Raw genomic sequence first — 23583 nt, 5'->3', positions numbered from 1 at the left:
TTGCACCTCAAATCAAAAGGAAACGCCACCTTCACCGACCAGCTTCTCCAGTGCCCAGATCAGGACAAAGTCGATAAGCACGATCAGCACGGCGAACGAGAACACGGTCGGGTCGAGCGACGACACGGTGCGGCTGTACATCCAGATCGGCACGGTCATCACATCGATGGTGTAGAGGAAATAGGTCACGGTGAACTCGTTGAACGAGACGATGAAGGCCAGCAGCATCCCGGCGAGAATCCCCGACTTCATCAACGGCACCACCACATCGACAATCGCCCGCAGCGGTGAAGCACCGAGCATTTGCGCGGCCTCTTCGACTTCGCTGCCGATGGACAGCATCGCCGCCGTGCAGTTTTTCACCACGAATGGCAACGCCAGGATGACGTGGGCAATCACCAGCCGCGAGGTGGTCATCTGGAACGGCAGGCTGTCGAACACCAGCAGTAACGCCAGCCCCAACACCACCATCGGGAACACCAAGGGCAAAGACATAAGCTGCAGCGCCACGGCCTTGCCGCGGAACTCGCAACGGGTCAATGCATAAGCCGCCGGCACCGCGATCACGGTCGCGAAAACCATGGTCAGGCATGCCACCATCAGACTGGTGGTCATGGCTTTGCCCAGGCTCAATACATCGCTGGTGTCGGGCGAAACAAAGGTATTCCACGCGGCCTTGTACCATTGCAGGCTGTAGCTGCCGGGCGGGAAGTCCAGGTTCGAGGCGCCACTGAAAGACATGACGATCATGGTCAGGATCGGCAATACCGCCAGCAGCAGAATGAAGCCTGAAAGGACCCCGGCGAACCGCCCGGTGTCTCCGGGAAGCAGCGACTGGCGCTTCTTGATTAGCGTGCTCATTGCGAAGCCTCCAGCATGCGCCGACGACGGCCCGTGATGTATTCGGAGAGGGTCATGATTGCCAACGTAGTGACGATCAACACCACCCCTGCGGCGGATGCGGCAGGCCAGTTCATCAGCGGCGCAATCTGGTCATGAACCATTACCGCCAGCATCGGCACCCGTCGACCACCGAGCAACAAAGGCACCACAAAGCTGCTGGCGTTGTAGGCAAACACCAGCGTCGCGCCGGTAATAATCCCCGGCAGGCTCATGGGCAATACCACTTGGCGGAACACCTGCAAGCGGCTCGCGCCCAGGGTCGCGGCGGCCTCTTCGTAGGTGCGGGCAACACCGCGCATGGCGCTGGCAATCGGCAACACCGCCAACGGGAACGCGGTCTGCACCAGCCCCATCAACACGCCGTTCTGGTTGTACAACATCATGATTGGACGCTTGATCAGGCCCAGGCCCATCAGCGCCTGATTGAGCATCCCGCCCGGCCCGAGGATCACCAGCCAGCCGTAGCTTTGCAGCAGCAGGTTGACCAGCAATGGCAACAGCACCGCAGCTAGAAATATCCGGCGTACCAAAGGCGATGTCAGGCGCGACATGGTGTAAGCCACCGGGATCGCCAGCAACACCGCGATCACTGCGCTGAACAAGGCCAGGCGCAAGGTCAGCAGCAATGACTTCAGGTAATAGGGTTCCAGCAATTGGGCATAACTGGCCAGGCTGAAGCCGGTCCATTCCGCGCCCTTGGTGCCCACGCTCATGCGCAGCACCAGCAGGCTGGCGGCAATCAACACGCCGAGAAACAGCATCGACGGTGTGAGGAAAAACCAGGCGCGGGTGGTCGGCGAAACACCGCGAGCCGGGCGCACGTTCGCGGCGCCGACCGGGAGGGTCAGGGATTGGTGTTCCATAGCAATGATCTCGTCAATGGAAAGCAGGAAACCTGGGGACTGGACTTGTCTTGATGCTGAGCAGTGTAGGAGCGAGCTTGCTCGCGATGACTGCCTACCAGTCAACATTGATGTCGACTGCAAGTCCGCTATCGCGAGCAAGCTCGCTCCTACAAGGGATCTTCATTGCTTCGCGGTCAGCGGGACAAATCCAGACCTATTGGCTCAGGAAGAAAAGATTTCCGTGTAACGACGAATCCATTGGTCATGCACGGTGGCCAGGAAGGCGTTGTCGTGCATGATCGCCTTGTCGGCAATCTGCTCCGGCGTAAGGATGTACGGGCTCTTGCGCGCTTCGGCGGAGATGATGGCCTTGGCGTTGACCGGGCCGTTGAAGATATCTTCAGCCATCTTGCCCTGCACCAGCGGGTCGAGAGAGTGGTTGATAAAGGCGTAGGCCAGATCGGTATCGCCGGGACGATTTTTCGGCATCACAGAGAGCATCAGGTCGGTGTAGAAGCCTTCCTTCATGCCGAAGGTGGCACCCAGACCGTAGGCCGGATCACGAATCTGTTTTGGGAAAAACGCCGGGGCGTAAAGACCGCCCATATCCAGCGAACCGGTGCGGAACAATTCAGCGATCTGGTTGGGGTTTTCACCCAGCGTCACCACACGGCTCTTGAGCTCTGCAAGTTTCTTGAAGCCCGGTTCGATGTTGTGCTCGTCACCACCGGCCAGTTTGGCGGCGATGATGATCAGGTCCATGGCCTCGGTCCAGTTCGGCGGCGGCAGGAAAATGTTCGGCGCCATGTCCGCATCCCACAACGAGGCGTAGCTGTCCGGGGCTTGCTTCACGGTGCGGGTGCTGTAGATCAGGCTGTTGCACCAGAGCAGGTAACCGATGCCGTGGCCGTTGGCACCGGTGCGGTATTTCTCCGGCACGTCGACCAGGTTGGGAATGCGGTTGAGATCGGGTTTTTCCAGCAGACCGGCGGCGGCCAGGCCTTCAGCGCCAACACCCGCCAGGGTGATGATGTCGTATTGCGGACGATCACCGCCGGCCTTGAGTTTGGCGACCATTTCCGAGGTGCTGCCGGTACGGTCAGCAATGACCTTGGCGCCAGTCTTGGCTTCGAAGGTCGCGGCAATATTGCGCAGTGCCGCCAGCCCGGTGTCATCCGACCAGGTCAGCAGGCGCAGGGTCTTGCCCTGAAAGCGCGTATCGCTGGCATTGGCCCGGATAAACGGCATGCTCATGGCTGCCGCGGCAACCGAAGCCACTCCCACCGTTTTGATGAACTGTCTTCTGTTCAGATCATGCTCGCCCATTACGGACTCCCTTTCTTCTTGTAGGTATGAGTTGTAGGTATGAGGTTGGTCGCATCCAGGCGCCCGGTGATCGATCTAGCTCTAACTCCCGTAGATCACGGGGTGTAGCTAAGTCGGCTGGTTCATCCTGAGGTTGCGCAGAACGCGCAACAATCGAAAATTTGTCATTGAAGCCATGTGCCAAACGCATGCCTCGTTTCGAGGCATGCGTGGACCGTTTTCGGGCCGTCAGATGGCGCGAATCACGTGTTTTATTTCCTGAAACGCCTGCATGCCCCACGGCCCTAACTCGCGGCCGATGCTGCTCTGTTTGTAGCCACCCCAGGCCGTCTGCGGGAATATCACTTGCGGCGCGTTGATCCACACCAACCCGGCCTGCAAGGCGTTGGCGACCCGCTCGGCAGCCTCGCCATCGCGACTGACCACGCTGGCCACCAGACCGAACTCACTGTCATTGGCCAGGTCGATCGCCTCTTCTTCGCTGGCAAAACTGCGCACACAAATCACCGGGCCAAAGATCTCTTCACACCACAACGCACTGTCGAGGGGCACTTCGGTGAAGATCGTCGGCCGCAAAAAATATCCGCGCGGCACATTTTCTGGCCGCTCACCGCCGCAAATCAGCCTGGCGCCAGCGCTCAGCCCACGATCGATGTGCCCAAGCACCCGCTGGTATTGCGCCTGATTGACCAGCGAGCCCATCTCGACATCCGGGTCAAACGGGTCTGCCACGCGAATTCCCTCGGCACGCGCCTTGAGCCGCACCAGGAATTCGTCCGCCAGCTCCTCGGCCACCAGCACACGGCTGGTGGCCGAGCACATCTGCCCGGCGTTGAAGAATCCGCCGCCACTGGCCAACTCCACCGCCAACTCGATATCGGCATCGGCGAGCACCAACAGCGAAGACTTGCCGCCCAACTCCAGGCTCACACCTTTGACGGTTTCCGCCGCTCGCTGCATGACCTGAACGCCCACCGCATTGCTGCCGGTGAAGGAGATTTTCGCCACTCGTGAATCAGCCGCCAGCGGTGCACCGACCGCCAGGCCGGTGCCGCAGACCAGGTTGAACACGCCGTTGGGCAAGCCGCTCTCGGCAATGATCGCTGCCAATTCCAGTTCCGGCAGCGGTGTAACTTCCGACGGTTTGAGCACGACGCAACAACCGGCCGCCAACGCCGGGGCGAGCTTCCAGGCGGTGGTGACCATCGGAAAGTTCCACGGCACGATCAAGCCCACCACGCCGCAAGGCTCACGGCGTACACGGGCAGCGAAGTCCTCGCTCGGCAAAGCCACGGCACGGTCCTGCTGAGCGTCCATCGCCTCGGCAAGTCCTGCGTAATACTCGAAGGTGGCAATCACGTCATCGACATCGATGCCCGCTTCGAACAGCGGTTTGCCGTTGTTGCTCGACTGCAGCTGCATCAAGTGCTCACGGCGTGCCTGCACGCCGCTGGCGATCTTGCGCAGCACTGCGCCACGCTCAGAGCCGCGGGTTTTAGCCCACTGCAAAAACGCAGCGCTGGCAGCATTTACCGCTTGCTCGACCGCTTGCCCATCGCCACCGCTCACGGTGGCCAACGGTTCTTCCGTGGCCGGGTTGATCACCGGCAAACGTTCGCTACCCGCGCGCCATTGGCCGTCGATATACAAGCCATTCAAGATTTCCTGGCTGCTCATGCTTGCACCGCCTGCATCCAGGTGCTCTGGTCGATTTCGATCAGGGTCGGACGTTGACGATCAATGGCTGCCCGCAACGCGGCACGCAGTGCGTCGACACCGTCGATGGCTTCTGCTGCACACCCCAAAGCCTTGGCCACGCCAATGAAGTCCGGGGTGTAGATGTCCACGCCCACCGGTTCGATGGCGCGGTTGACCATGTATTTCTTGATCTCTTCGTAGCCCTGGTTATTCCACAACAACACGATGACCGGTGTTTGCGCTTCCACCGCGCAGGCCAGTTCCGACAACGTGAATTGCAGCCCGCCGTCGCCGATCAGGCACACCACGGGTCTGCGCGAAATGCGCTCGGAACCGCCACCGAGCCAGGCGCCAATGGCTGCCGGCAAGGCGTAGCCAAGGGTGCCGTAACCGGTGGACGAGTTGAACCAGCGGCGCGGTTGCTCAGGGTTGAATGTCAGGTTGCCGGTGTACACCGGTTGGGTCGAATCGCCGACAAACACCGCTTCGGGCAGCTCGTGCAGAACAGTCTCCAGGAACAGGGTCTGGGCGCGGGTCGGTGCGTCCCAGATGGTCTCAAGCTCGGCACGCAACGTGGCTGCGCGGGCATGGCCCCAGTCGGAGCGACGCTCGGCCAGGGTGTGTCCGCCAAGTTCCGTCAGCAAGGCTTGCGCCGCCGTTTGCGAGTCGGACACCAATGCGACCTGCGGCGGGTAGTTGCGTACGGTCTGGTCCGAGTCGATGTCGACGCGCAACAAGGCGCCGGGAATCTCGAAGCCACCGGCAAAGGTGATGTCGTAATCGGTCTCGGCCAATTCAGTGCCGATCGCCAATACTACGTCGGCATCCGCCACCAGCGCGCGAGTGGCGACCAGCGATTGAGTCGAACCGATCAACAGCGGATGGCGCGAGGGCAGCATGCCCTTGGCATTGATGGTCAACGCCACCGGAGCGTCCAACAGTTCGGCCAGCTGAGTGAGTTCGGCTGCCGCATCGATGGCACCGCCGCCCGCGAGGATCAGCGGACGTTTGGCGGTGGCCAGTAATTGGCTCATCTGCGCGACGGCTGAAGGCGCTGCACCGGCGCGGGCGATGCTGACGGGCTGACTGGTGAGCAAGTCATCGGCGTCTTCGACCAAAACGTCGAGAGGAATTTCGATATGTACCGGACGCGGACGCCCGGCCTGGAACAGGGCAAATGCCCGCGCCAGTACACCCGGCAATTCGGCGGCGGACATCAGCGTATGGGAAAACGCCGCCACACCACCTACCAGCGCGCTCTGGTTCGGCAGCTCATGCAGCTTGCCGCGCCCGCCGCCCAACTGGCTGCGCGACTGCACGCTGGAGATCACCAGCATCGGAATCGAGTCAGCGTAGGCCTGGCCCATGGCGGTGGTGATGTTGGTCATGCCAGGGCCGGTGATGATGAAGCACACACCCGGTTTACCACTGGTGCGGGCATAGCCATCGGCCATGAAACCGGCGCCTTGTTCGTGGCGTGGAGTGACGTGGTTGATGCTCGAGCGAGCCAGCCCGCGATACAGCTCAACGGTGTGTACACCCGGAATGCCGAACACCTGCTCGACGCCATAACCCTCGAGTAACTTGACCAATACTTCGCCGCACGTCGCCATTTTTGCTGCCCTTCTTATTAGCTGAAACTGCACCCCGATGGCGTTTTCAGGCACGCGCCGGGGCACAAAGGTGACGCAATTGGAACTGTCGGCGTATAGCGGTGACAAACCAAAAATAGTCATACTAGGCATGTCCTCCACTCATGCCTGAGCACCCATGAAACGTCTTCCCCCCTTGCCTGCTCTGCATACCTTTCTGATTACCGCCCAGTGCTGCAACTTCACTCGGGCGGCGGACCTGCTGCACATTACTCAGGGAGCAGTGAGCCGACAGATCGCCGGACTGGAGAGCCATCTCGGTTATGCGTTGTTCCAGCGCCAGGCCCGAGGCCTGAGCCTGACCGCACAAGGACGTGAGTTGTATCCGCGCATTCAACAGGTCTTCAACCTGATCGACGAAGCCGTCGAACACGTCGGCGCCAAGCGCGAAGCCCTGCAACTGAAGGCGCCGACCTGCATGATGCGCTGGCTGCTGCCGCGCCTGTTGCAGTGGCAAAAGGAACGCCCGGACGTGCCGGTGGAGCTGACCACCACCGTGCAGCACGCCGTGGACTTTCGTCGCGAAGAATTCGATGCGGCAGTGGTCTATGGTGCAGCGCCGAGCAACGCGGCCTTCCATCATCTGTTCGATGAACAACTGACACCGGTCTGCTCAGCGCAATTGCTCAACGGGACGACGCCCCTCAAGGCTCACGCCGATCTGGAACAGCACATGCTGCTGCACCCCACTCGCGATGAGCGGGATTGGGAAGCCTGGCTCAAGGCGGCGGGAACCCGCGTCAGCAACATCGGCAAAGGACAGCATTTCGATACATTGGACCTGGCGATGTCCGTCGCCTCTCAAGGAACAGGTGTGGCGATCGGCGATTGGTCATTGATCGGCGAAGACCTGAGCGCCGGGCGGCTGGTCATGCCATTTGAACTGAAAGTGCGCACCGGGCAGGCCTACTATCTGGTCTACCCGGAGCGGCCGGAGCCGTCGGCGCAGTTGCGCGAATTGATGGATTGGCTGGTGGAGCAGGCTCAGGAGCGTCAGGTATGAGTCGACGCGTATTTTGTAGCAGCTGGCGCAGCCTGCGTCTGGCTGCGCAGCAGTCGTAAAACCGGTCATCGCGTTTCTTCAGACAAAACGCATTTGCCGGAATGCGACCGCTGCGCGGCCGAACGCAGGCTACGCCAGCTGCTACATAGGTAACGCGGCGCCTAAACGATCAATACCCAACCGTAAACCGCTGGCGGGAATGCGCGGGGGTTTCAATCTCATCGATCATCGCAATCGCGTAGTCGGCAAAGGTGATCCAGCTCTTGCCTTCGGCGCTCACCAGCAGGTCATCCTTGCCCACGCGGAAGGTGCCGGTACGCTCGCCTTCGACGAACAGCGCCGAAGGTGAAAGAAAGGTCCAGTCCAGGTCCTTTTCCTCACGCAAGGTATCGAGGTAGACACCACCGGCACTGGCTTCAGCCCGGTACTCATCGGGAAAGCCCGGACCGTCGATGACTTTGCTACCGCTGGGCAGCAGCAGGGAGCCGGCACCGCCGACCACCAGCAGACGCTTCACGCCAACCTTTTTCACAGGCTCGATAATCGCGTTGGCCGGGATCGTCGAAAAGTGTGCCGCACTGATCACCACATCATGACCGGCAACAGCCGCTTGCAACGCTGCGCCGTCGGCAACGTCAACGTTCTTGGTGATGACACCGGCACGCTGGCCGAGTTTTGAGGTATCGCGAGCGATGGCGGTAACGCTATGACCGCGACGCAAAGCCTCTTCCAACAGTTGGCTGCCGGCACGGCCGGTGGCACCAATGATTGCGATCTTGCTCATGAACAGTTCTCCAGTTCCGATATGTGACGCAGAGCGTCACGGGCTGCATTCCCACGCAGAGTGAGGGAACGATCAGGTACGTTGACTCACCACTTCATTTCGCCTTTAGCGACTTTGGCGCTCAGCTCCAGGGAGCTTTCTTCGCCGAGATCCGGGTAACGCTTTTTCATTGTTTCAATCAGCTCGGCCGAGTTCTTGGCCTTGGCGGATTCTTCATCAAAAGCATTGATGTAGTCGGCGGTGAAATGCACTGCGGCGACTGAACGGGCGCTCTCACCCAGGTAATGGCCCGGGATAATGGTCTTGGGTTTCAGGCCATCGATGATTTTCAGGGTGCTGAGCCAATCTTTGTGAGACTGCGCGCTCTGGGTATCGGCCATCCACACATGGATGTTTTCTGCCACCACGACACCGCCGACCACTGCCTTGATGGACGGGATCCAGACGAAAGTGCGATCCGGCTGTTTGCCGTCAAGGCCGATGATCTCGAGCTTCTGCCCTTCCAGGGTCAGGCTGTGGCCCTTGAGCACTTGCGGCACGATGGTTTTGCGAGGGATGTCGGTACCCATTTTCGGGCCCCAGAACGCCAGTTTGCCGTCAACGGTGGTCTTGATATGGTCAACGGTCGGCCTGGACGCGAGGACCTTGGCGTTCGGGAATGCAGCGGTCAGGGTGTCCAGGCCAAAGTAGTAATCCGGGTCACCGTGGCTGATGTAGATGGTAGTCAGCTGCTTGCCGCTGGCGCGGATTTTTTCCACCACTTGCTCGGCCTGGGATTTGCCGAACTGCGCGTCCACCAGAATCGCTTCTTTCTTGCCACTGACCAGCACCGAAGTGACCGGGAAGATCGCCGCGGTACCCGGGTTGTAGACGTCCAGGGTCAGCGCCGGCTCCGCCGCCGCTGCATGGGCGACGAAACCCAAGGTCGCGGTGGCCAGCAAAATGCGCTTGATTGAAGAAAATCCGATCATGTGTCGCTCCTGAGATCTGTTCGTCGTGAGTGACGATGGACAGAGCTTAGTTGCCTCACTCGCTCCAAAAAATGCGATGCTTGAACATAGTTTGTTTCTGAAAGCGGGCAAATCATGGATCGTCTTCAAGCAATGCGGGTCTTTGTCACAGTGGTCGACCTCGGCAGCCAGTCCGCCGCCGCCGATCATCTGGACCTCTCGCGGCCGGTGGTTTCACGGTATCTGGCGGAGCTGGAAGATTGGGTCGGAGCACGGTTGATGCACCGCACCACCCGCAAGTTGAGCCTGACCGCCGCCGGTAGCGAAACCCTGCCGCGATGCCGACAGATGCTCGATTTGTCGACCGACATGCAGGCTGCTGTCAGCGAGCCGGACAATGCCCCGCGAGGCTTGCTGCGCATCAGCGTCAGCACTTCATTCGGTCAGGCGCAACTGGCTGACGCCGTGGCCGAGTACGTCAAACGCTACCCCGGTGTCAGCATCGACCTGCAGATGCTCGACCGCACGGTGAACCTGGTGGATGAGCGTATAGACCTGGCGATCCGCACCAGCAACGACCTGGACCCGAACCTGATCGCCCGCAGACTGACCGTGTGCCGCTCGGTAATCTGCGCCTCCCCCGAGTATCTGCGCCAGCACCCGGCGCCGCAGCGGGTGGAAGAGCTCAGCCAGCACAATTGCCTGACCCACTCCTACTTCGGAAAAAGCCTTTGGCACTTCGAGCAGGACGGGGAACAGGTTTCGGTACCGGTGCAGGGCAACATCAGCGCCAACGAGGCCAGCACCCTGCTGCGAGCGACCATCGCCGGAGCCGGGATTTCGATGCTGCCCAGCTATCAAGCCGGAGTGCATATCCACAGCGGCGAACTGGTCCGCCTGCTGCCCGGCGCCGAGCCACGGCAAATGAACATGTACGCGGTCTACGCCTCACGCAAACACATGCCGGCGGCGTTGCGCAGCATGCTGGATTTTCTGGTGTTGAGGTTTCCGGAGCAACCGCAGTGGGATGTGGGGCTTTAAGCTCATAAAATCGAAACACATAACCTGCGGCGAGCGGGCTTGCCCGCTCGCCGCAAGTGCATGCCAGACTGAAGATTCGCGCTAAACACCCATCAAAGGTGTGGCCCACCTCCATAGCAACTCACTGCGGCTGACCTATGCTGATAGTAGTACTCCCTTAAATGGTGGGTACTCGTTCAGAGGTCAGCGCCATGAACATCAAAACCCGAAGATACCTCGCTATCTTCATCGCCTGCACCGCTTCGCTCGTGCTGTACGGAACCGCTGCCTACCGTGTCGAACAGGCCCGTCAGCAACCGCAGGCCGCATCGGCAAGCTGCAACTTCGAGCGCTGCATACCGCATAACGCGACCCTGAACGCACTCAAATAACGAGAGCCTACGCTTCGCTATTCTGATCGGCTTTCAACCTGTCGCGAAACGCTTTGGGAGAGATCCCCACTCGCCGCCGAAACAAGCGTGTGAAGTTGGTTGGATCGGAGAATCCCAAGAAATCGGACATTTCGTAGATGGTCATGCTGGTGTAGGTCAGTAGCCGCTTGGCCTCCAGCAACTGGCGCTCATGCATGATCTGCAAGGCAGGCTGACCGGCCAGCTCACGGCAGGTGCCGTTGAGATGCGAGACGGAAATCCCCAGTTTATGCGCCAGGTCTTCGACCTTAACGTGTTCGCGATAATGCTCTTCGACCAGCTGGATAAACCCATTGAGGTATTCGCGCGCACGCTGTGGGCGCTGGCTCGTGGTACGGCGCTGGATCACCTGGCGACTGACCCACACCAGGATTACGCTGACCAGCGAGTGCATGAGCATTTCTCGTGCGGGCTGATTGCCCACGTACTCGCTTTGCAATGCCGAAAACAGACTGTTCAGGTAGTCGCTGTCGGCTCCTGCCGGGTAACTTTCGGCCACCGCCAGGGCATTCAGTGAATTGCCCAGCTGCGCCTGAAGGTACGCCACCAGCGGCGCGGCCAGGGTTACTACATAGCCTTCGACGTCTTCCGAAAAACGAAAACCATGCACTGACAGCGGCGGCAGAATCTGGACCGCCGAATTCGCCAGCAGTGTGCGCTTACCCTCTATCTCAAGCTCTGCGTGACCTTTATTAACAAACAACAACTGACACAGATCGGCATGCCGGTGCGGTTTGATTTCCCACTGATGCTCACGGCTGCGTTTGGAGATGGTTTCACAGTGCAGTAAATCCGGTGTCGGCCAGTCCAGGCTTTCACCATAGAGTTTGAACACTGGAATCGAAGAAAGGGCAGGCTTGTTCATAACCGCAATCCAGGCCTCGGAGAGTTGGGCGATAATCGCACCGATTGGCGAAATGTACAGCTATCGGCTCAGTTTTCACCTTCATTTGACGGGGTCTGAAGTGAAAAATGCAAGTACTCAGAACCCATTCACCGATTTGTTCGCGTGAAGCTTGCGAGCCATAAAAACAATGAAAATGCTGAAGACTCAAGTTGCAATTATCGGTGCCGGTCCGGCCGGACTGTTGCTCGGCCAATTGCTGCACAACGCCGGTATCGACACCGTCATTCTCGAGCGCCAATGCCCGGACTACGTATTGGGCCGGATCCGCGCCGGAGTCCTGGAGCAAGGCATGGTCGAGCTCCTGCGTCAGGCTGGAGTCGGCCAGCGAATGGACGCAGAAGGTCTGGTTCATGGCGGTTTCGAGCTGGCCTTCGACGGACGCCAGGTGCACATCGATCTGCAATCGCTCACCGGTGGCAAGACCGTAATGATCTACGGTCAGACAGAGGTCACCCGCGATTTGATGGCCGCACGGCAATCTGCAGGGGCGATGACACTGTATGAGACGAGCAACGTTCAGCCCCACGACATGAAAACCGACCAGCCTTATCTGACATTCGAAAAGAACGGAGAAACCTGGCGCCTGGACTGCGATTACATCGCCGGATGCGACGGTTTTCATGGCATCGCTCGGCAGTCGATTCCCGCCGAGTCACTGAAGGTATTCGAGCGGGTCTACCCTTTCGGCTGGTTGGGTATCCTCGCCGACACGCCACCGGTCAACGATGAGCTGGTGTACGCCAGGCACGAGCGCGGTTTTGCCTTGTGCAGCATGCGTTCGGCGACCCGAACCCGCTATTACCTGCAAGTGCCTGCCGAAGAGAAGGTCCAGGACTGGCCGGATCAACGCTTCTGGGATGAGCTCAAATCACGCCTGCCGGAGGCGTTAGCCAACGACCTAGTGACCGGCCCGTCCATCGAGAAAAGCATCGCGCCGTTACGCAGTTTCGTGGTCGAGCCAATGCAGCATGGGCGGATGTTTCTGCTCGGTGACGCGGCGCATATTGTCCCGCCCACCGGCGCCAAGGGGTTGAACCTGGCCGCCAGCGATGTCAGCACGTTGTTCAACATTTTGCTCAAGGTCTATCGTGAAGGCCGCGTCGACTTGCTGGAGAAGTACTCCGGGATCTGCCTGCGACGAGTCTGGAAAGCCGAGCGTTTCTCCTGGTGGATGACCTCGATTCTGCACAATTTCCCTGACACGGATGCCTTCAGCCAACGTATTACGCAGACCGAACTGGAGTATTTCGTCGGCTCCGAAGCCGGTCGAAAAACCATTGCAGAAAATTATGTCGGGCTTCCTTACGAGGCTATCGAATAGGAGCCTATCGAGTACACTAACGCGTACTCCCGCTTGCCGAGCAACCTGCGGGTCAACCACTGCCCGCAGGTTTCACTGTGACCAATCTCAACCAGCCTACCAAACCGGCCATTCGCAGCGTGTTGATCGCCCTGATGCTGGCGATCTTCCTCGGTGCGCTGGACCAAACCATCGTCGCCGTGTCGATGCCGGCCATCTCGGCGCAGTTCAAGGATGTCAGCCTGCTGGCCTGGGTCATCTCCGGCTACATGGTGGCGATGACCGTGGCGGTGCCGATTTACGGCAAGCTCGGCGACCTTTATGGGCGCCGTCGGCTGATGCTGTTCGGCATGGGCCTGTTCACCCTGGCCTCGGCGTTGTGCGGCATGGCCCAGAGCATGGAGCAGTTGGTGCTGGCGCGGATACTCCAGGGCATCGGTGCTGGCGGAATGATCTCGGTGAGTCAGGCGATCATTGGCGACATCATTCCTCCCCGCGAACGTGGACGCTATCAAGGCTATTTCAGCAGCATGTACGCGGTGGCCAGTGTCGCAGGTCCCGTGCTCGGCGGTTACATGACCGAGTACCTGTCCTGGCGCTGGGTGTTTCTGATCAACCTGCCGCTGGGTCTCGGCGCCTGGCTGGTGGCCCATCGCACGCTGGTCGGCTTGCCGGTGCCACAGCGCAAACCGGTCATCGACTACCTTGGCACAATCCTGATGATCATCGGCCTGAGCTCACTGCTGCTGGGCATCACCGAGATCGGTCAGGGTCATTATTGGCGCGACAACGAAGTGCTCGGCTTGCTGGCCGGAGCCGTGGTGGTGCTGACGCTGTTCGTCCTGCATGAGAGACGGGCACGCGAGCCCTTGCTACCCATGCATTTGTTTGCCAACCGCAACGCGGTCCTCTGTTGGTGCACGATTTTTTCCACCAGTTTCCAGGCCATCTCACTGATCGTGCTGATGCCGTTACGCTTTCAGAGCGTCACCGGCGCGGGTGCCGACAGTGCCGCGCTGCACCTGTTGCCACTGGCCATGGGCTTGCCGATGGGGGCCTATTTCGCCGGGCGCCGGACGTCGGTGACCGGTCGCTACAAACCGATGATCCTCACCGGCGCCCTGCTCACCCCCTTCACCATTCTCGGCATGGCCTTCAGCCCGCCACAAGCGGTAGTCCTCAGTAGCCTGTTCATGCTGCTCTGCGGGATCGCCGCCGGCATGCAGTTCCCGACCTCACTGGTGGGCGCGCAGAATTCGGTGGAGCAGCGGGACATCGGCGTGGCGACCAGCACCACCAACCTGTTTCGCTCGCTGGGTGGTGCGGTGGGCGTGGCATTGATGTCAGCATTGCTGTTGGCCTTGCTGCAAGACGCAAGCTTCGCCCACCTGACCGGCTCGGCGCCGATTACCGAGGGCAGCTCGGGGAATGTCCTGCTCGATGGTTTGAAAGCCGCACCAGGTCCGGCTCGAAATGCGCTGCGTGGGGAGTTGCTGCTGACCTTCCGGCATTTGCTGATGGTCAGCGCGGCGGTGTCGCTGCTCGGGCTGGCGGCGGCGATCGCCATGCCGAACAGGTTGTTGCGGGGGCGGGAAGATCGTCAGCTTTGAGATAATCGTTCCCGCGCTCCCGCGTGGGAACGATCAAACTCTCCATTAAGGTCGGGCGTTGATCTGCTGTTGCAGGTTCTGGATCTGGCTTTGCAGGGTGTTGATGTTACGCGTGACCTGGCCACGGAAGGTGTCGAACTCCGCGGTACTACCGCCACCCTGAGGTGCAGCCGGGCGGTTGTCCTGCTGGCTTTTGAGGACGATCATTTCCTGCTCCAGGCGCTCGATGGCGGCGCTCGGGTTACCCTGTTTTTTCATCGCGGCGATGTCAGCGCTGAGAGCTTTGATTTCAGCGTCGACTTTACTCGTGTCGGTCTGGCTGCTTTTCAGGGCAGCCAGTTCGCTGCTCAGGGATTTCACCTGGGCCTGCAACTGGGTATTGGCGGCTTGCTGTTCGGTGGTCTGCGCAGTCATTTGCGCCAGGCGCTTGTCCAGCTCAGTCGCCTGACCTGCGACGCCCTGCTGTTGCTTGTTCTGCTCAAGCAATTTGCCTTCAAGCTGCTTGATCTGCAACTTCAATGCTTCGCTGCCGCTGTTGACGCTGGATTCGCTGGCGACCACCTTGCCTGAAATAGCCTGCAAACGCCCCGCCGCTTCCTCGCTGATGCGCGCAAAACTTTCCTGGGTTGCGACCAATTGTTGCTCCATCAACGAGATCTGCTGAAAGCTCCACCAGGCAAGGCCGGCGAACGCCAAGAGCAAAGCCCCGACCAATGCCCACAATGGCCCGGTGCCCGGACCTTTGACCTTGACCACCGAAGCAGGCCGCGAATGCACGCTGGTGCGCTCGCGGGCCGCAGCGGTGGTCGGGAAGTCATCATCGGTGTCAGCACGCAGGCTTGGAACATCATCGAAGTCGTCGTTTGCATCGTTACGCATGGACATGAGTCAACCTTTCTGAACCGCAGTAATGGCTTAATGCCCCGAGTATAAACCGCTACTCGCAGCATTGATCGACCCTGAACGCCAAACTCGGTTCAGTGTTTATTTCAGCGAATGTCCTGGGCCTTCCACCACCCGCAGAATTCATCGAGGGCCGTCCACAGGCTGACCTTGGGCTCATAGTCCAGATAATGGCGGGCGCGGCTGATGTCCAGCGTGAAATTTTTACTCATCACCTGCATGCCCAGGCGCGACAGCGTCGGCTCCGGACGACCTGGCCATAGCTTGCAAAACCCTTCGTTCAACGCCGCGATACTGTAGGCCAGACCGTAGGAGCGGTAACGAGTCACTTGCGGGACTTCCATCTGGCGCATCACGTAGTTCACCACATCCCACAGCGGCACCGGCGTACCGTTGCTGATGTTGTAGGCCTTGCCCAGTGCGGAGCCTGTGGCCAGCAAACTGCTGAGCAACGCCTCGTTGAGGTTCTGTACGCTGGTGAAATCGACCTTGTTCAGGCCATTACCAACAATGGCCAAGCGACCCTTGCGTTGCATTTTCAGCAGCCGCGGGAAGATGCTCATGTCACCGGCACCGGTGACGAACCGTGGGCGCAGTGCCAGCACTTCGAGGCCAAACTCCTGAGCTCCGAAGACCTTTTGCTCAGCCAGGTATTTGGTGGCGGCATAGGGATGCTTGAAGCGTTTCGGGACCTGTTCTTCCGTCAGCCCCAGATGGTCACGGCCATCGAAATAGATCGATGGTGACGACAGATGCACCAGCCGCCGAACGTTCTGCTTCAGGCAGGCTTCGACCACATTCTCGGTGACCAGTACATTGCCCTGATGGAAATCCTGATAACGCCCCCACAGCCCAACCGCGCCAGCGCAGTGCACCACAGCGTCAACGTCGCGGCACAAATCGCGAACCAGCTCTGGATCACTCAAGTCGCCCTGGACAAACTCGGCGCCACGACGCACCAAATGCTCGACACCCTCGGCCCGACGCCCGTTGACCCGCACATCCAGGCCCTGCTCCAGGGCGAAACGCGAAAAGCGCCCGCCAATGAAGCCGCTTGCGCCGGTGACCAGAATTTTCATGACTTGCTCCGATTTCTTTCGTTTTTCATGCGTATCGCACTGCGTATTACCTGAAGTCCTGACGCTTTCAATCACTCCAACGGCACCAGCCATTGCTTTGATGATCGTGCCAGATGCTCGGTCAACTGCCCGAGCAATTGCCCGCCGTTGCGCCAATGATGCCAGTACAGCGGCACATCAATCGGCTTATCTGGCAAAAGCTCCACCAACACTCCGCGCTCCAGCTGCTCACGGACCTGCAACTCCGGCACCAGCCCCCAGCCGAGTCCCGCCTCGGTCAGTCGAATAAACCCTTCGGATGACGGACACAAATGATGCTCGAAACCGCCCTCGACACCCAATGAAGCCAGGTAGCGATGCTGGAGAAAATCATCCGGGCCGAACACCAAAGCCGGTGTGCGCGCCAATTGCTCAGCCCGCACACCCTGCGCAAAATGCCGGGCGATGAAGGCCGGACTGGCCAGGGCACGATAACGCATGGCCCCCAGCAACAGGCTGCGCGCCCCGGCCACCGGCCGCTCGCTGGCACACACACAGGCCGCCACTTCACCGGCACGCATGCGCTTGAGGCCGACGGTCTGGTCTTCCACTACCAGATCCAGCAATAGATGCTGCTCGGCGCAAAAATCACCCACGGCCTCTGCCCACCAGGTCGCCAGGCTGTCGGCGTTAAGGGCGATGCGCAGACGTTCCGGCAAGCCTTCTTCATCCAGCGCCGGCACCAGCGTTTGCAAGTCACGCTCGAGCAAACGCACTTGCTGCACATGGTTGAGCAGGCGTCGGCCAATCTCGGTTGGCGCGGGCGGCGTGACCCTCACCAGCACCGGCTGACCGACTCGCGCTTCCAGTAGTTTGATCCGCTGCGAGATGGCCGATTGCGACAAGCCCAGTACCTGAGCAGCCCGTTCGAAGCCGGCCTGCTCGACCACCGCGGCGAGCGCGGAGAGCAATTTATAGTCGAACATCAGTTTTCCTAATGAGCGATCAGCAATATTGGTTTTTCTTATACAGCTTCCGACCGGAGAATGACCAGCAAGCCTCTTCGATCAAGGACACATTTCATGGCTGGTGAAACCACTCTGGCAACCCTGCTGCGCAGCATGAGCCCGCATTTGAACGCTGGCGAGTACGTGTTCTGCACCCTTGGCGACGGCCAGTTGCCCAAGGACTGCGACGTCATCGGCAGTTTCCGTGAGCAGGAAGGTTTGACGCTCATCCTCGAGCGCGGGCAAGCCGAAAAGGCCGGCTTCAGTTTCGATTATGTAGCGGCGTGGATCACCTTGAACGTGCACTCGGCACTCGAAGCCGTCGGCCTCACCGCGGCTTTCGCCGGTGCGTTGGGGCAAGCCGGGATCAGTTGCAACGTGATTGCCGGTTACTACCACGATCATTTGTTTGTCGGCCAGGCCGATGCCCAACGCGCCATGACGGTGCTGCGGCAATTGGCGGCGGGCGCGGAGTAAACCCTATGTGGCAAAGCTATGTGAACGGCCTGTTGGTCGCGGCGGGGCTGATCATGGCGATCGGCACGCAAAACGCTTTCGTCCTGGCGCAAAGCCTGCGACGCGAGCATCACCTGCCAGTGGCCGCGTTGTGTGTGACCTGCGATGCCTTGTTGGTCGCCGCCGGAGTCTTTGGGCTGGCGACTCTCCTGGCGCAGAATCCGCTGCTGTTGGCGATCGCCCGCTGGGGCGGCGCGGCCTTCCTGCTGTGGTACGGCAGCCTGGCGCTGCGTCGGGCGTGTTCCCGGCAAAGTCTGAAACAGGCCGAAAACCAGACGGTGCGTTCGCTTCGGGCGGTGATGCTCAGCGCACTGGCAGTGACCTTGCTCAACCCCCATGTGTATCTGGACACCGTGCTGTTGATCGGCTCACTCGGGGCACAACAAACCGTGCCAAGTGCCTACGTGGTCGGCGCGGCCAGCGCGTCATTGTTGTGGTTCTTCACCCTGGCCCTTGGCGCCGCCTGGCTGGCACCATGGCTGGCGCGTCCCGGCACCTGGCGAATCCTCGACCTGCTGGTGGCGATCATGATGTTCACTGTGGCCATTCAATTAATCACGGCAGGCTGATTATTCAAAAAGGCTTAAGGGCCCCCCTTCAAACCTCTATTCCACACAGTTGTTGCGTGGTTATGCCGCACCCCCGGTGCTATGATCCAAAACCTGCGCCGCAAAGAGTACAAACTCCCCGGCGCTTGTCTGGCCGCCCGTGATCGGCCTTGCGCTCACCGCAACTGATCTGATTAGGAGAATCATCATGGCTTTCGAACTGCCGCCGCTGCCTTATCCACACAATGCCCTGCAGCCGCATATTTCAGAGGAAACTCTGCAATACCACCACGACAAGCACCACAACACCTATGTCGTGAACCTGAACAACCTGGTGCCAGGCACCGAGTTCGAAGGCAAGACCCTGGAAGAAATCGTCAAGACTTCTTCGGGCGGTATCTTCAACAACGCCGCTCAGGTCTGGAACCACACATTCTACTGGAACTGCCTGGCGCCAAACGCCGGCGGTCAACCAACCGGCGCACTGGCTGAAGCCATCAACGCGGCTTTCGGTTCGTTCGACAAGTTCAAAGAAGAATTCAGCAAAACCTCCATCGGCACCTTCGGTTCCGGCTGGGGCTGGCTGGTGAAAAAGGCTGACGGTTCCCTGGCCCTGGCCAGCACCATCGGCGCCGGCAACCCGCTGACCAGCGGCGACACCCCGCTGCTGACCTGCGACGTCTGGGAACACGCTTACTACATCGACTACCGCAACCTGCGTCCGAAGTATGTCGAAGCGTTCTGGAACCTGGTCAACTGGAAGTTCGTGGCTGAGCAGTTCGAAGGCAAAACCTTCACCGCTTAAGCTTCGCGCCAGTCAAAAAACCCGGCATTTGCCGGGTTTTTTATGGGTTTTGGGTGAGAAACCTACCCATTTTCCGCGGTACTGCACCCACCTTGTGGGAGCGGGCTTGCCCTAATGCTAGTCAGTTAAGCGAGCGCTGCGGCCCTGTAGGAGCGAGCTCGCGATGGACTGAAGGGCGACGCGTTTATTCAGAAAACACGCGTTATCGTTAACGACCATCGCGAGCAAGCTCGCTCCTACAAGGATCCAATTTGCCCTTGCCCCTGCGCCATGGCGCGCTAACATCAAAGCTCGGGGAAAATTCTCGCACGCCCCTCAAGTTGCACAGGGTTGCTACCGACACAGTACTAATCGCCTGAACAAGCCAAAAACTGCATTTTGGCCTGGCACACAGGCGAAATCTCCTGTGCTTGATTGTCCCTTTGACTGCCATCACAGGATTGCCAATACTCATGGCAACTTGATGCTACCCGCACGGAACAAGGAAAAGCCATTTGAAGCTGGAACTCAAAAACAGCTTGTCGGTGAAGTTGCTCCGGGTGGTGCTGCTGTCGGCATTGATCGTCGGCGTGGTTCTGAGCTGCGCGCAAATCGTTTTCGATGCCTACAAGACACGGCAGGCGGTGGCTAACGATGCCCAGCGCATCCTCGACATGTTCCGCGACCCATCGACCCAGGCGGTGTACAGCCTGGATCGGGAAATGGGCATGCAAGTAATCGAAGGCCTGTTTCAGGATGACGCCGTGCGGATGGCGTCCATCGGCCATCCCAACGAAACCATGCTTGCGGAAAAGAACCGCGAACTGCAGCAATCACCCAGCCGCTGGTTGACCGACCTGATCCTGGGCCAGGAACGCACCTTTACCACCCAATTGGTAGGCCGCGGCCCGTACAGCGAGTATTACGGCGACCTGAGCATAACCCTCGACACTGCGACGTACGGCCAGGGCTTTATCATCAGTTCGGTGATCATCTTTATTTCCGGAGTTCTTCGCGCCCTGGCCATGGGCTTGGTGCTGTACCTGGTTTACCACTGGCTGCTGACCAAGCCCCTGTCGCGAATAATCGAACACCTGACCGAGATAAACCCGGACCGCCCTAGCGAACACAAGATTCCGCAGCTCAAGGGCCACGAGAAAAACGAGCTGGGCATCTGGATCAACACCGCCAATCAATTGCTGGCCTCGATCGAACGCAACACCCACCTGCGCCATGAAGCGGAAAACAGTCTGCTGCGCATGGCCCAGTACGACTTCCTTACAGGTCTGCCAAACCGTCAGCAATTGCAGCAACAACTGGACAAGATTCTGGTGGATGCAGGCCGCCTGCAACGGCGGGTTGCAGTGCTCTGTGTCGGCCTCGATGACTTCAAGGGCATCAACGAACAATTCAGCTACCAGACCGGCGATCAATTGCTACTCGCCCTGGCCGATCGCCTGCGCGCTCACAGCGGCCGCCTGGGGGCCCTTGCCCGCTTGGGCGGCGACCAGTTCGCACTGGTTCAGGCCAATATCGAACAGCCTTACGAAGCCGCCGAGCTGGCACAAAGCATTCTCGATGACCTCGAAGCAGCGTTCGCCCTCGATCATCAGGAGATTCGCCTGCGCGCGACCATCGGCATTACGCTGTTCCCGGAGGATGGCAACAGTACCGAGAAGCTGCTACAGAAAGCCGAGCAGACCATGACCCTGGCCAAGACTCGTTCGCGCAATCGTTACCAGTTCTATATCGCCAGCGTCGACAGCGAAATGCGTCGCCGACGCGAGTTGGAAAAAGACCTGCGCGAAGCCCTCACTCGCGAGCAGTTCTATCTGGTCTACCAACCGCAAATCAGCTACCGCGATCACCGCGTAGTCGGTGTCGAAGCCTTGATACGCTGGCAGCACCCCGAACACGGGCTGGTGCCTCCGGACCTGTTCATCCCGCTGGCCGAACAGAACGGCACGATCATCGCCATCGGCGAATGGGTGCTGGATCAGGCCTGCCGCCAGTTACGCGAATGGCATGACCAGGGCTTCATGGATTTGCGCATGGCGGTCAATCTCTCCACCGTGCAACTGCACCACGCCGAGTTGCCACGGGTGGTCAACAACCTGCTGCAAATCTATCGCCTGCCGCCACGCAGCCTGGAATTGGAGGTCACCGAAACGGGCTTGATGGAAGACATCAGCACTGCTGCCCAGCACTTGCTCAGTTTGCGTCGTTCCGGGGCGCTGATTGCCATCGACGACTTCGGGACGGGCTACTCTTCTCTGAGTTATCTCAAAAGCCTGCCGCTGGACAAGATCAAGATCGACAAGAGCTTCGTCCAGGACCTGCTCGATGACGACGACGACGCCACCATCGTTCGGGCGATCATTCAATTGGGCAAGAGCCTGGGCATGCAGGTGATCGCCGAGGGCGTCGAAACCGCTGAACAGGAGGCCTACATCATCTGCGAAGGCTGCCACGAAGGTCAGGGCTATTTCTACAGCAAGCCCCTGCCCGCGCGGGAGTTGAGCGCTTATTTGAAGCAAGCCCAACGCAGTAACGCAACCATCCTGTAACACGCGCCGACGCGGACCTGTAGCAGCTGGCGAAGCCTGCGTTCGGCTGCGCAGCAGTCGTAAATCCTGAGGCCGCGGTTAGCCTGACACAACGCAATGCCTGATTTCACGGCTGCTGCGCAGCCGAACGCAGCCTTCGGCAGCTGCTACAGGTCATATGCAGGCGCGCGAATAAGAAATATTTCCAACGCCGACCCTTTACACATAATGCAAATCTTTCGCATTATGTCGCAGTTTTGCGCGCCCGCCGCGCCTGTCCACCCCTATCCAAGCAGGATGTTCGCCATGATTCGTATGCCTCTGGCTACCGCCAGTCTGTTGGCCATCGCTATTTCCCTCGCCGGTTGTGGCGAAGGTAAAGACAAGGCTGCCGCTCCTCAAGCGCCTGTTCCGGCCGCCAGCACTGCAGCCCCTGCTGCTGCCGCAACCACTGGTAAAGTTGACGAAGCCGCGACCAAAGCCGTTGTTGCGCATTACGCCGACATGGTCTTCGCCGTCTTCAGCGATGCCGAATCCACCGCGAAAACCCTGCAAACCGCGATCGACGCGTTCCTTGCCAAACCTGACGCCGAGACCCTGAAAGCCGCTCGCGCTGCCTGGGTCGCCGCGCGCGTACCTTATCTGCAAAGTGAAGTATTCCGCTTCGGCAACACCATCATCGACGACTGGGAAGGACAGGTTAACTCCTGGCCGCTGGACGAAGGTTTGATCGACTACGTCGACAAGAGCTACGAACACGCACTGGGCAACCCGGGCGCGACTGCCAACATCATCGCCAACACCGTAGTTCAGGTCGGCGAAGACAAGGTCGACGTGAAAGACATCACCCCGCAAACACTCGCCAGCCTCAATGAACTGGGCGGCTCCGAAGCCAACGTCGCCACCGGCTACCACGCCATCGAATTCCTGCTCTGGGGCCAGGACCTGAACGGCACCGGCCCTGGCGCCGGCAACCGTCCGGCCTCTGACTATCTGGAAGGCGCTGGCGCCACTGGAGGTCACAATGATCGTCGCCGCGCTTACCTCAAAGCCGTGACCCAGCTGCTGGTCAGCGACCTGGAAGAAATGGTCGGTAACTGGAAGCCGAACGTGGCCGACAACTACCGCGCCACCCTGGAAGCCGAGCCAGGCGAAAGCGGCCTGCGCAAAATGCTCTTCGGCATGGGTAGCCTGTCCCTCGGCGAACTCGCCGGCGAGCGCATGAAGGTCTCCCTGGAAGCCAACTCCCCGGAAGACGAACAAGACTGCTTCAGCGACAACACCCACAACTCGCACTTCTACGATGCCAAAGGCATTCGCAACGTCTACCTGGGTGAATACACCCGCGCAGACGGCACCAAGATGACTGGCGCCAGCCTGTCCTCGCTGGTGGCGGCAATCGACCCGGCAACCGACACCGCACTGAAGGCCGATCTGGCTGCGACCGAAGCCAAAATCCAGGTTATGGTCGATCACGCCAACAAGGGTGAGCACTATGACCAACTGATCGCCGCAGGCAACACTGCCGGCAATCAGATCGTTCGCGACGCCATTGCATCCCTGGTCAAGCAGACCGGCTCGATCGAACAGGCGGCCGGCAAACTGGGCATCAGCGACCTGAACCCCGACAACGCTGATCACGAGTTCTGATCACCGCTGGCTGAGTGAAAAAAAGGCGACTTTCGAGTCGCCTTTTTTGTCCCTGCCTGACGCAGACCACTGTGGGAGCGAGCTTGCTCGCGATAGCGGTCGCACGTTCAACATCAATGTTGGCACTGATGGCCCCATCGCG

21 protein-coding genes are annotated in these 23583 nt (G+C 59.7%); 10 read left to right on the top strand and 11 right to left on the bottom strand.

Going from position 1 to position 23583, the window contains the following annotated elements:
• Nucleotides 1–12: 12 nt before the first annotated feature.
• The 5 genes from AC07W5_RS24855 to AC07W5_RS24835 form a co-directional block, all read right to left on the bottom strand.
• A complete protein-coding gene (locus AC07W5_RS24855; RefSeq protein ID WP_494992051.1) occupies nt 13–861 on the bottom strand; it encodes an ABC transporter permease in 849 nt (282 codons plus the stop codon).
• The gene (locus tag AC07W5_RS24850; RefSeq protein WP_495024511.1) at nt 858–1766 is read right to left on the bottom strand and encodes an ABC transporter permease; all 909 of its coding nucleotides are present in this window, start codon (nt 1764–1766) and stop codon (nt 858–860) included. The genes AC07W5_RS24855 and AC07W5_RS24850 overlap by 4 nt, the downstream gene beginning before the upstream one ends.
• Before the next feature lie 204 nt (nt 1767–1970).
• The gene (locus AC07W5_RS24845; RefSeq protein ID WP_494992049.1) at nt 1971–3074 is read right to left on the bottom strand and encodes an ABC transporter substrate-binding protein; all 1104 of its coding nucleotides are present in this window, start codon (nt 3072–3074) and stop codon (nt 1971–1973) included.
• 228 nt (nt 3075–3302) lie between these two features.
• Entirely contained in the window at nt 3303–4751 is a 1449-nt protein-coding gene (locus AC07W5_RS24840; protein WP_494992048.1) for an aldehyde dehydrogenase family protein, read from the bottom strand.
• Nucleotides 4748–6385: a 5-guanidino-2-oxopentanoate decarboxylase gene (locus AC07W5_RS24835; RefSeq protein WP_495024533.1), complete on the bottom strand. Its 1638-nt coding sequence runs from the start codon at nt 6383–6385 to the stop codon at nt 4748–4750. The genes AC07W5_RS24840 and AC07W5_RS24835 overlap by 4 nt, the downstream gene beginning before the upstream one ends.
• Before the next feature lie 157 nt (nt 6386–6542).
• Between AC07W5_RS24835 and AC07W5_RS24830 the strand changes: the two genes are divergently transcribed.
• Entirely contained in the window at nt 6543–7427 is an 885-nt protein-coding gene (locus tag AC07W5_RS24830; RefSeq protein ID WP_494992047.1) for a LysR substrate-binding domain-containing protein, read from the top strand.
• A 169-nt stretch (nt 7428–7596) separates the two neighbouring features.
• Here AC07W5_RS24830 and AC07W5_RS24825 read toward each other — a convergent pair whose 3' ends face one another.
• Nucleotides 7597–8211, bottom strand: a complete 615-nt coding sequence (locus AC07W5_RS24825; RefSeq protein ID WP_495024510.1) for an NAD(P)-dependent oxidoreductase — start codon at nt 8209–8211, stop codon at nt 7597–7599.
• A gap of 86 nt (nt 8212–8297) precedes the next feature.
• Nucleotides 8298–9182 carry an MBL fold metallo-hydrolase gene (locus AC07W5_RS24820; RefSeq protein ID WP_495024509.1) on the bottom strand — a complete coding sequence of 295 codons (885 nt, stop codon included), beginning with the start codon at nt 9180–9182 and terminating at the stop codon, nt 8298–8300.
• Nucleotides 9183–9296: 114 nt separating this feature from the next.
• On the opposite strand from AC07W5_RS24820, the gene AC07W5_RS24815 reads away from it, so the two are divergent.
• Complete coding sequence (locus AC07W5_RS24815; protein WP_495024508.1) at nt 9297–10202, top strand: LysR family transcriptional regulator; 906 nt, start codon at nt 9297–9299, stop codon at nt 10200–10202.
• A 191-nt stretch (nt 10203–10393) separates the two neighbouring features.
• Nucleotides 10394–10573, top strand: a complete 180-nt coding sequence (locus AC07W5_RS24810; RefSeq protein WP_494992044.1) for a hypothetical protein — start codon at nt 10394–10396, stop codon at nt 10571–10573.
• Nucleotides 10574–10580: 7 nt separating this feature from the next.
• Here the strand turns inward: AC07W5_RS24810 and AC07W5_RS24805 are convergent, their stop codons facing one another.
• Nucleotides 10581–11477: a helix-turn-helix domain-containing protein gene (locus AC07W5_RS24805; RefSeq protein WP_495024507.1), complete on the bottom strand. Its 897-nt coding sequence runs from the start codon at nt 11475–11477 to the stop codon at nt 10581–10583.
• A gap of 178 nt (nt 11478–11655) precedes the next feature.
• Between AC07W5_RS24805 and pobA the strand changes: the two genes are divergently transcribed.
• On the top strand, nt 11656–12840 hold the full coding sequence (gene pobA, locus AC07W5_RS24800) for a 4-hydroxybenzoate 3-monooxygenase (RefSeq protein ID WP_495024532.1): 1185 nt from the start codon (nt 11656–11658) through the stop codon (nt 12838–12840).
• A 77-nt stretch (nt 12841–12917) separates the two neighbouring features.
• Complete coding sequence (locus AC07W5_RS24795) at nt 12918–14429, top strand: MDR family MFS transporter (RefSeq protein ID WP_494992042.1); 1512 nt, start codon at nt 12918–12920, stop codon at nt 14427–14429.
• Nucleotides 14430–14474: 45 nt separating this feature from the next.
• Here the strand turns inward: AC07W5_RS24795 and AC07W5_RS24790 are convergent, their stop codons facing one another.
• From AC07W5_RS24790 to AC07W5_RS24780, 3 genes are all read right to left on the bottom strand, one after another.
• Nucleotides 14475–15314 carry an ATPase gene (locus AC07W5_RS24790; RefSeq protein WP_494992041.1) on the bottom strand — a complete coding sequence of 280 codons (840 nt, stop codon included), beginning with the start codon at nt 15312–15314 and terminating at the stop codon, nt 14475–14477.
• 104 nt (nt 15315–15418) lie between these two features.
• Nucleotides 15419–16411: an NAD-dependent epimerase/dehydratase family protein gene (locus AC07W5_RS24785; RefSeq protein ID WP_494992040.1), complete on the bottom strand. Its 993-nt coding sequence runs from the start codon at nt 16409–16411 to the stop codon at nt 15419–15421.
• A 71-nt stretch (nt 16412–16482) separates the two neighbouring features.
• A complete protein-coding gene (locus AC07W5_RS24780; protein ID WP_494992039.1) occupies nt 16483–17376 on the bottom strand; it encodes a LysR family transcriptional regulator ArgP in 894 nt (297 codons plus the stop codon).
• 96 nt (nt 17377–17472) lie between these two features.
• On the opposite strand from AC07W5_RS24780, the gene AC07W5_RS24775 reads away from it, so the two are divergent.
• The 5 genes from AC07W5_RS24775 (at nt 17473) to AC07W5_RS24755 (ending at nt 23441) form a co-directional block, all read left to right on the top strand.
• Nucleotides 17473–17874 (top strand): ACT domain-containing protein, encoded by a 402-nt coding sequence (locus AC07W5_RS24775; protein WP_494992038.1) that lies wholly within the window; start codon nt 17473–17475, stop codon nt 17872–17874.
• 5 nt (nt 17875–17879) lie between these two features.
• A complete protein-coding gene (locus tag AC07W5_RS24770) occupies nt 17880–18482 on the top strand; it encodes a LysE/ArgO family amino acid transporter (RefSeq protein WP_495024506.1) in 603 nt (200 codons plus the stop codon).
• A gap of 187 nt (nt 18483–18669) precedes the next feature.
• Nucleotides 18670–19266, top strand: a complete 597-nt coding sequence (locus AC07W5_RS24765; RefSeq protein ID WP_494992036.1) for a superoxide dismutase — start codon at nt 18670–18672, stop codon at nt 19264–19266.
• A 494-nt stretch (nt 19267–19760) separates the two neighbouring features.
• The gene (locus AC07W5_RS24760; protein ID WP_494992035.1) at nt 19761–21812 is read left to right on the top strand and encodes a putative bifunctional diguanylate cyclase/phosphodiesterase; all 2052 of its coding nucleotides are present in this window, start codon (nt 19761–19763) and stop codon (nt 21810–21812) included.
• A gap of 285 nt (nt 21813–22097) precedes the next feature.
• Complete coding sequence (locus AC07W5_RS24755) at nt 22098–23441, top strand: imelysin family protein (protein ID WP_494992034.1); 1344 nt, start codon at nt 22098–22100, stop codon at nt 23439–23441.
• Nucleotides 23442–23583: the final 142 nt, after the last annotated feature.

The organism is Pseudomonas sp. GW821-FHT01E05, from assembly GCF_059422425.1.
Note: the sequence above shows the minus strand (reverse complement) of the source record. Positions and strands in the feature narration are given on the sequence as shown.

Bases quoted from the DNA above. Each gene is read 5' to 3' on its own strand.
- AC07W5_RS24855 (WP_494992051.1), bottom strand. From the start codon at position 861: ATGAGCACGCTAATCAAGAAGCGCCAGTCGCTGCTTCCCGGAGACACC.
- AC07W5_RS24850 (WP_495024511.1), bottom strand. From the start codon at position 1,766: ATGGAACACCAATCCCTGACCCTCCCGGTCGGCGCCGCGAACGTGCGC.
- AC07W5_RS24845 (WP_494992049.1), bottom strand. From the start codon at position 3,074: ATGGGCGAGCATGATCTGAACAGAAGACAGTTCATCAAAACGGTGGGA.
- AC07W5_RS24840 (WP_494992048.1), bottom strand. From the start codon at position 4,751: ATGAGCAGCCAGGAAATCTTGAATGGCTTGTATATCGACGGCCAATGG.
- AC07W5_RS24835 (WP_495024533.1), bottom strand. From the start codon at position 6,385: ATGGCGACGTGCGGCGAAGTATTGGTCAAGTTACTCGAGGGTTATGGC.
- AC07W5_RS24830 (WP_494992047.1), top strand. From the start codon at position 6,543: ATGAAACGTCTTCCCCCCTTGCCTGCTCTGCATACCTTTCTGATTACC.
- AC07W5_RS24825 (WP_495024510.1), bottom strand. From the start codon at position 8,211: ATGAGCAAGATCGCAATCATTGGTGCCACCGGCCGTGCCGGCAGCCAA.
- AC07W5_RS24820 (WP_495024509.1), bottom strand. From the start codon at position 9,182: ATGATCGGATTTTCTTCAATCAAGCGCATTTTGCTGGCCACCGCGACC.
- AC07W5_RS24815 (WP_495024508.1), top strand. From the start codon at position 9,297: ATGGATCGTCTTCAAGCAATGCGGGTCTTTGTCACAGTGGTCGACCTC.
- AC07W5_RS24810 (WP_494992044.1), top strand. From the start codon at position 10,394: ATGAACATCAAAACCCGAAGATACCTCGCTATCTTCATCGCCTGCACC.
- AC07W5_RS24805 (WP_495024507.1), bottom strand. From the start codon at position 11,477: ATGAACAAGCCTGCCCTTTCTTCGATTCCAGTGTTCAAACTCTATGGT.
- AC07W5_RS24790 (WP_494992041.1), bottom strand. From the start codon at position 15,314: ATGTCCATGCGTAACGATGCAAACGACGACTTCGATGATGTTCCAAGC.
- AC07W5_RS24785 (WP_494992040.1), bottom strand. From the start codon at position 16,411: ATGAAAATTCTGGTCACCGGCGCAAGCGGCTTCATTGGCGGGCGCTTT.
- AC07W5_RS24780 (WP_494992039.1), bottom strand. From the start codon at position 17,376: ATGTTCGACTATAAATTGCTCTCCGCGCTCGCCGCGGTGGTCGAGCAG.
- AC07W5_RS24775 (WP_494992038.1), top strand. From the start codon at position 17,473: ATGGCTGGTGAAACCACTCTGGCAACCCTGCTGCGCAGCATGAGCCCG.
- AC07W5_RS24770 (WP_495024506.1), top strand. From the start codon at position 17,880: ATGTGGCAAAGCTATGTGAACGGCCTGTTGGTCGCGGCGGGGCTGATC.
- AC07W5_RS24765 (WP_494992036.1), top strand. From the start codon at position 18,670: ATGGCTTTCGAACTGCCGCCGCTGCCTTATCCACACAATGCCCTGCAG.
- AC07W5_RS24755 (WP_494992034.1), top strand. From the start codon at position 22,098: ATGATTCGTATGCCTCTGGCTACCGCCAGTCTGTTGGCCATCGCTATT.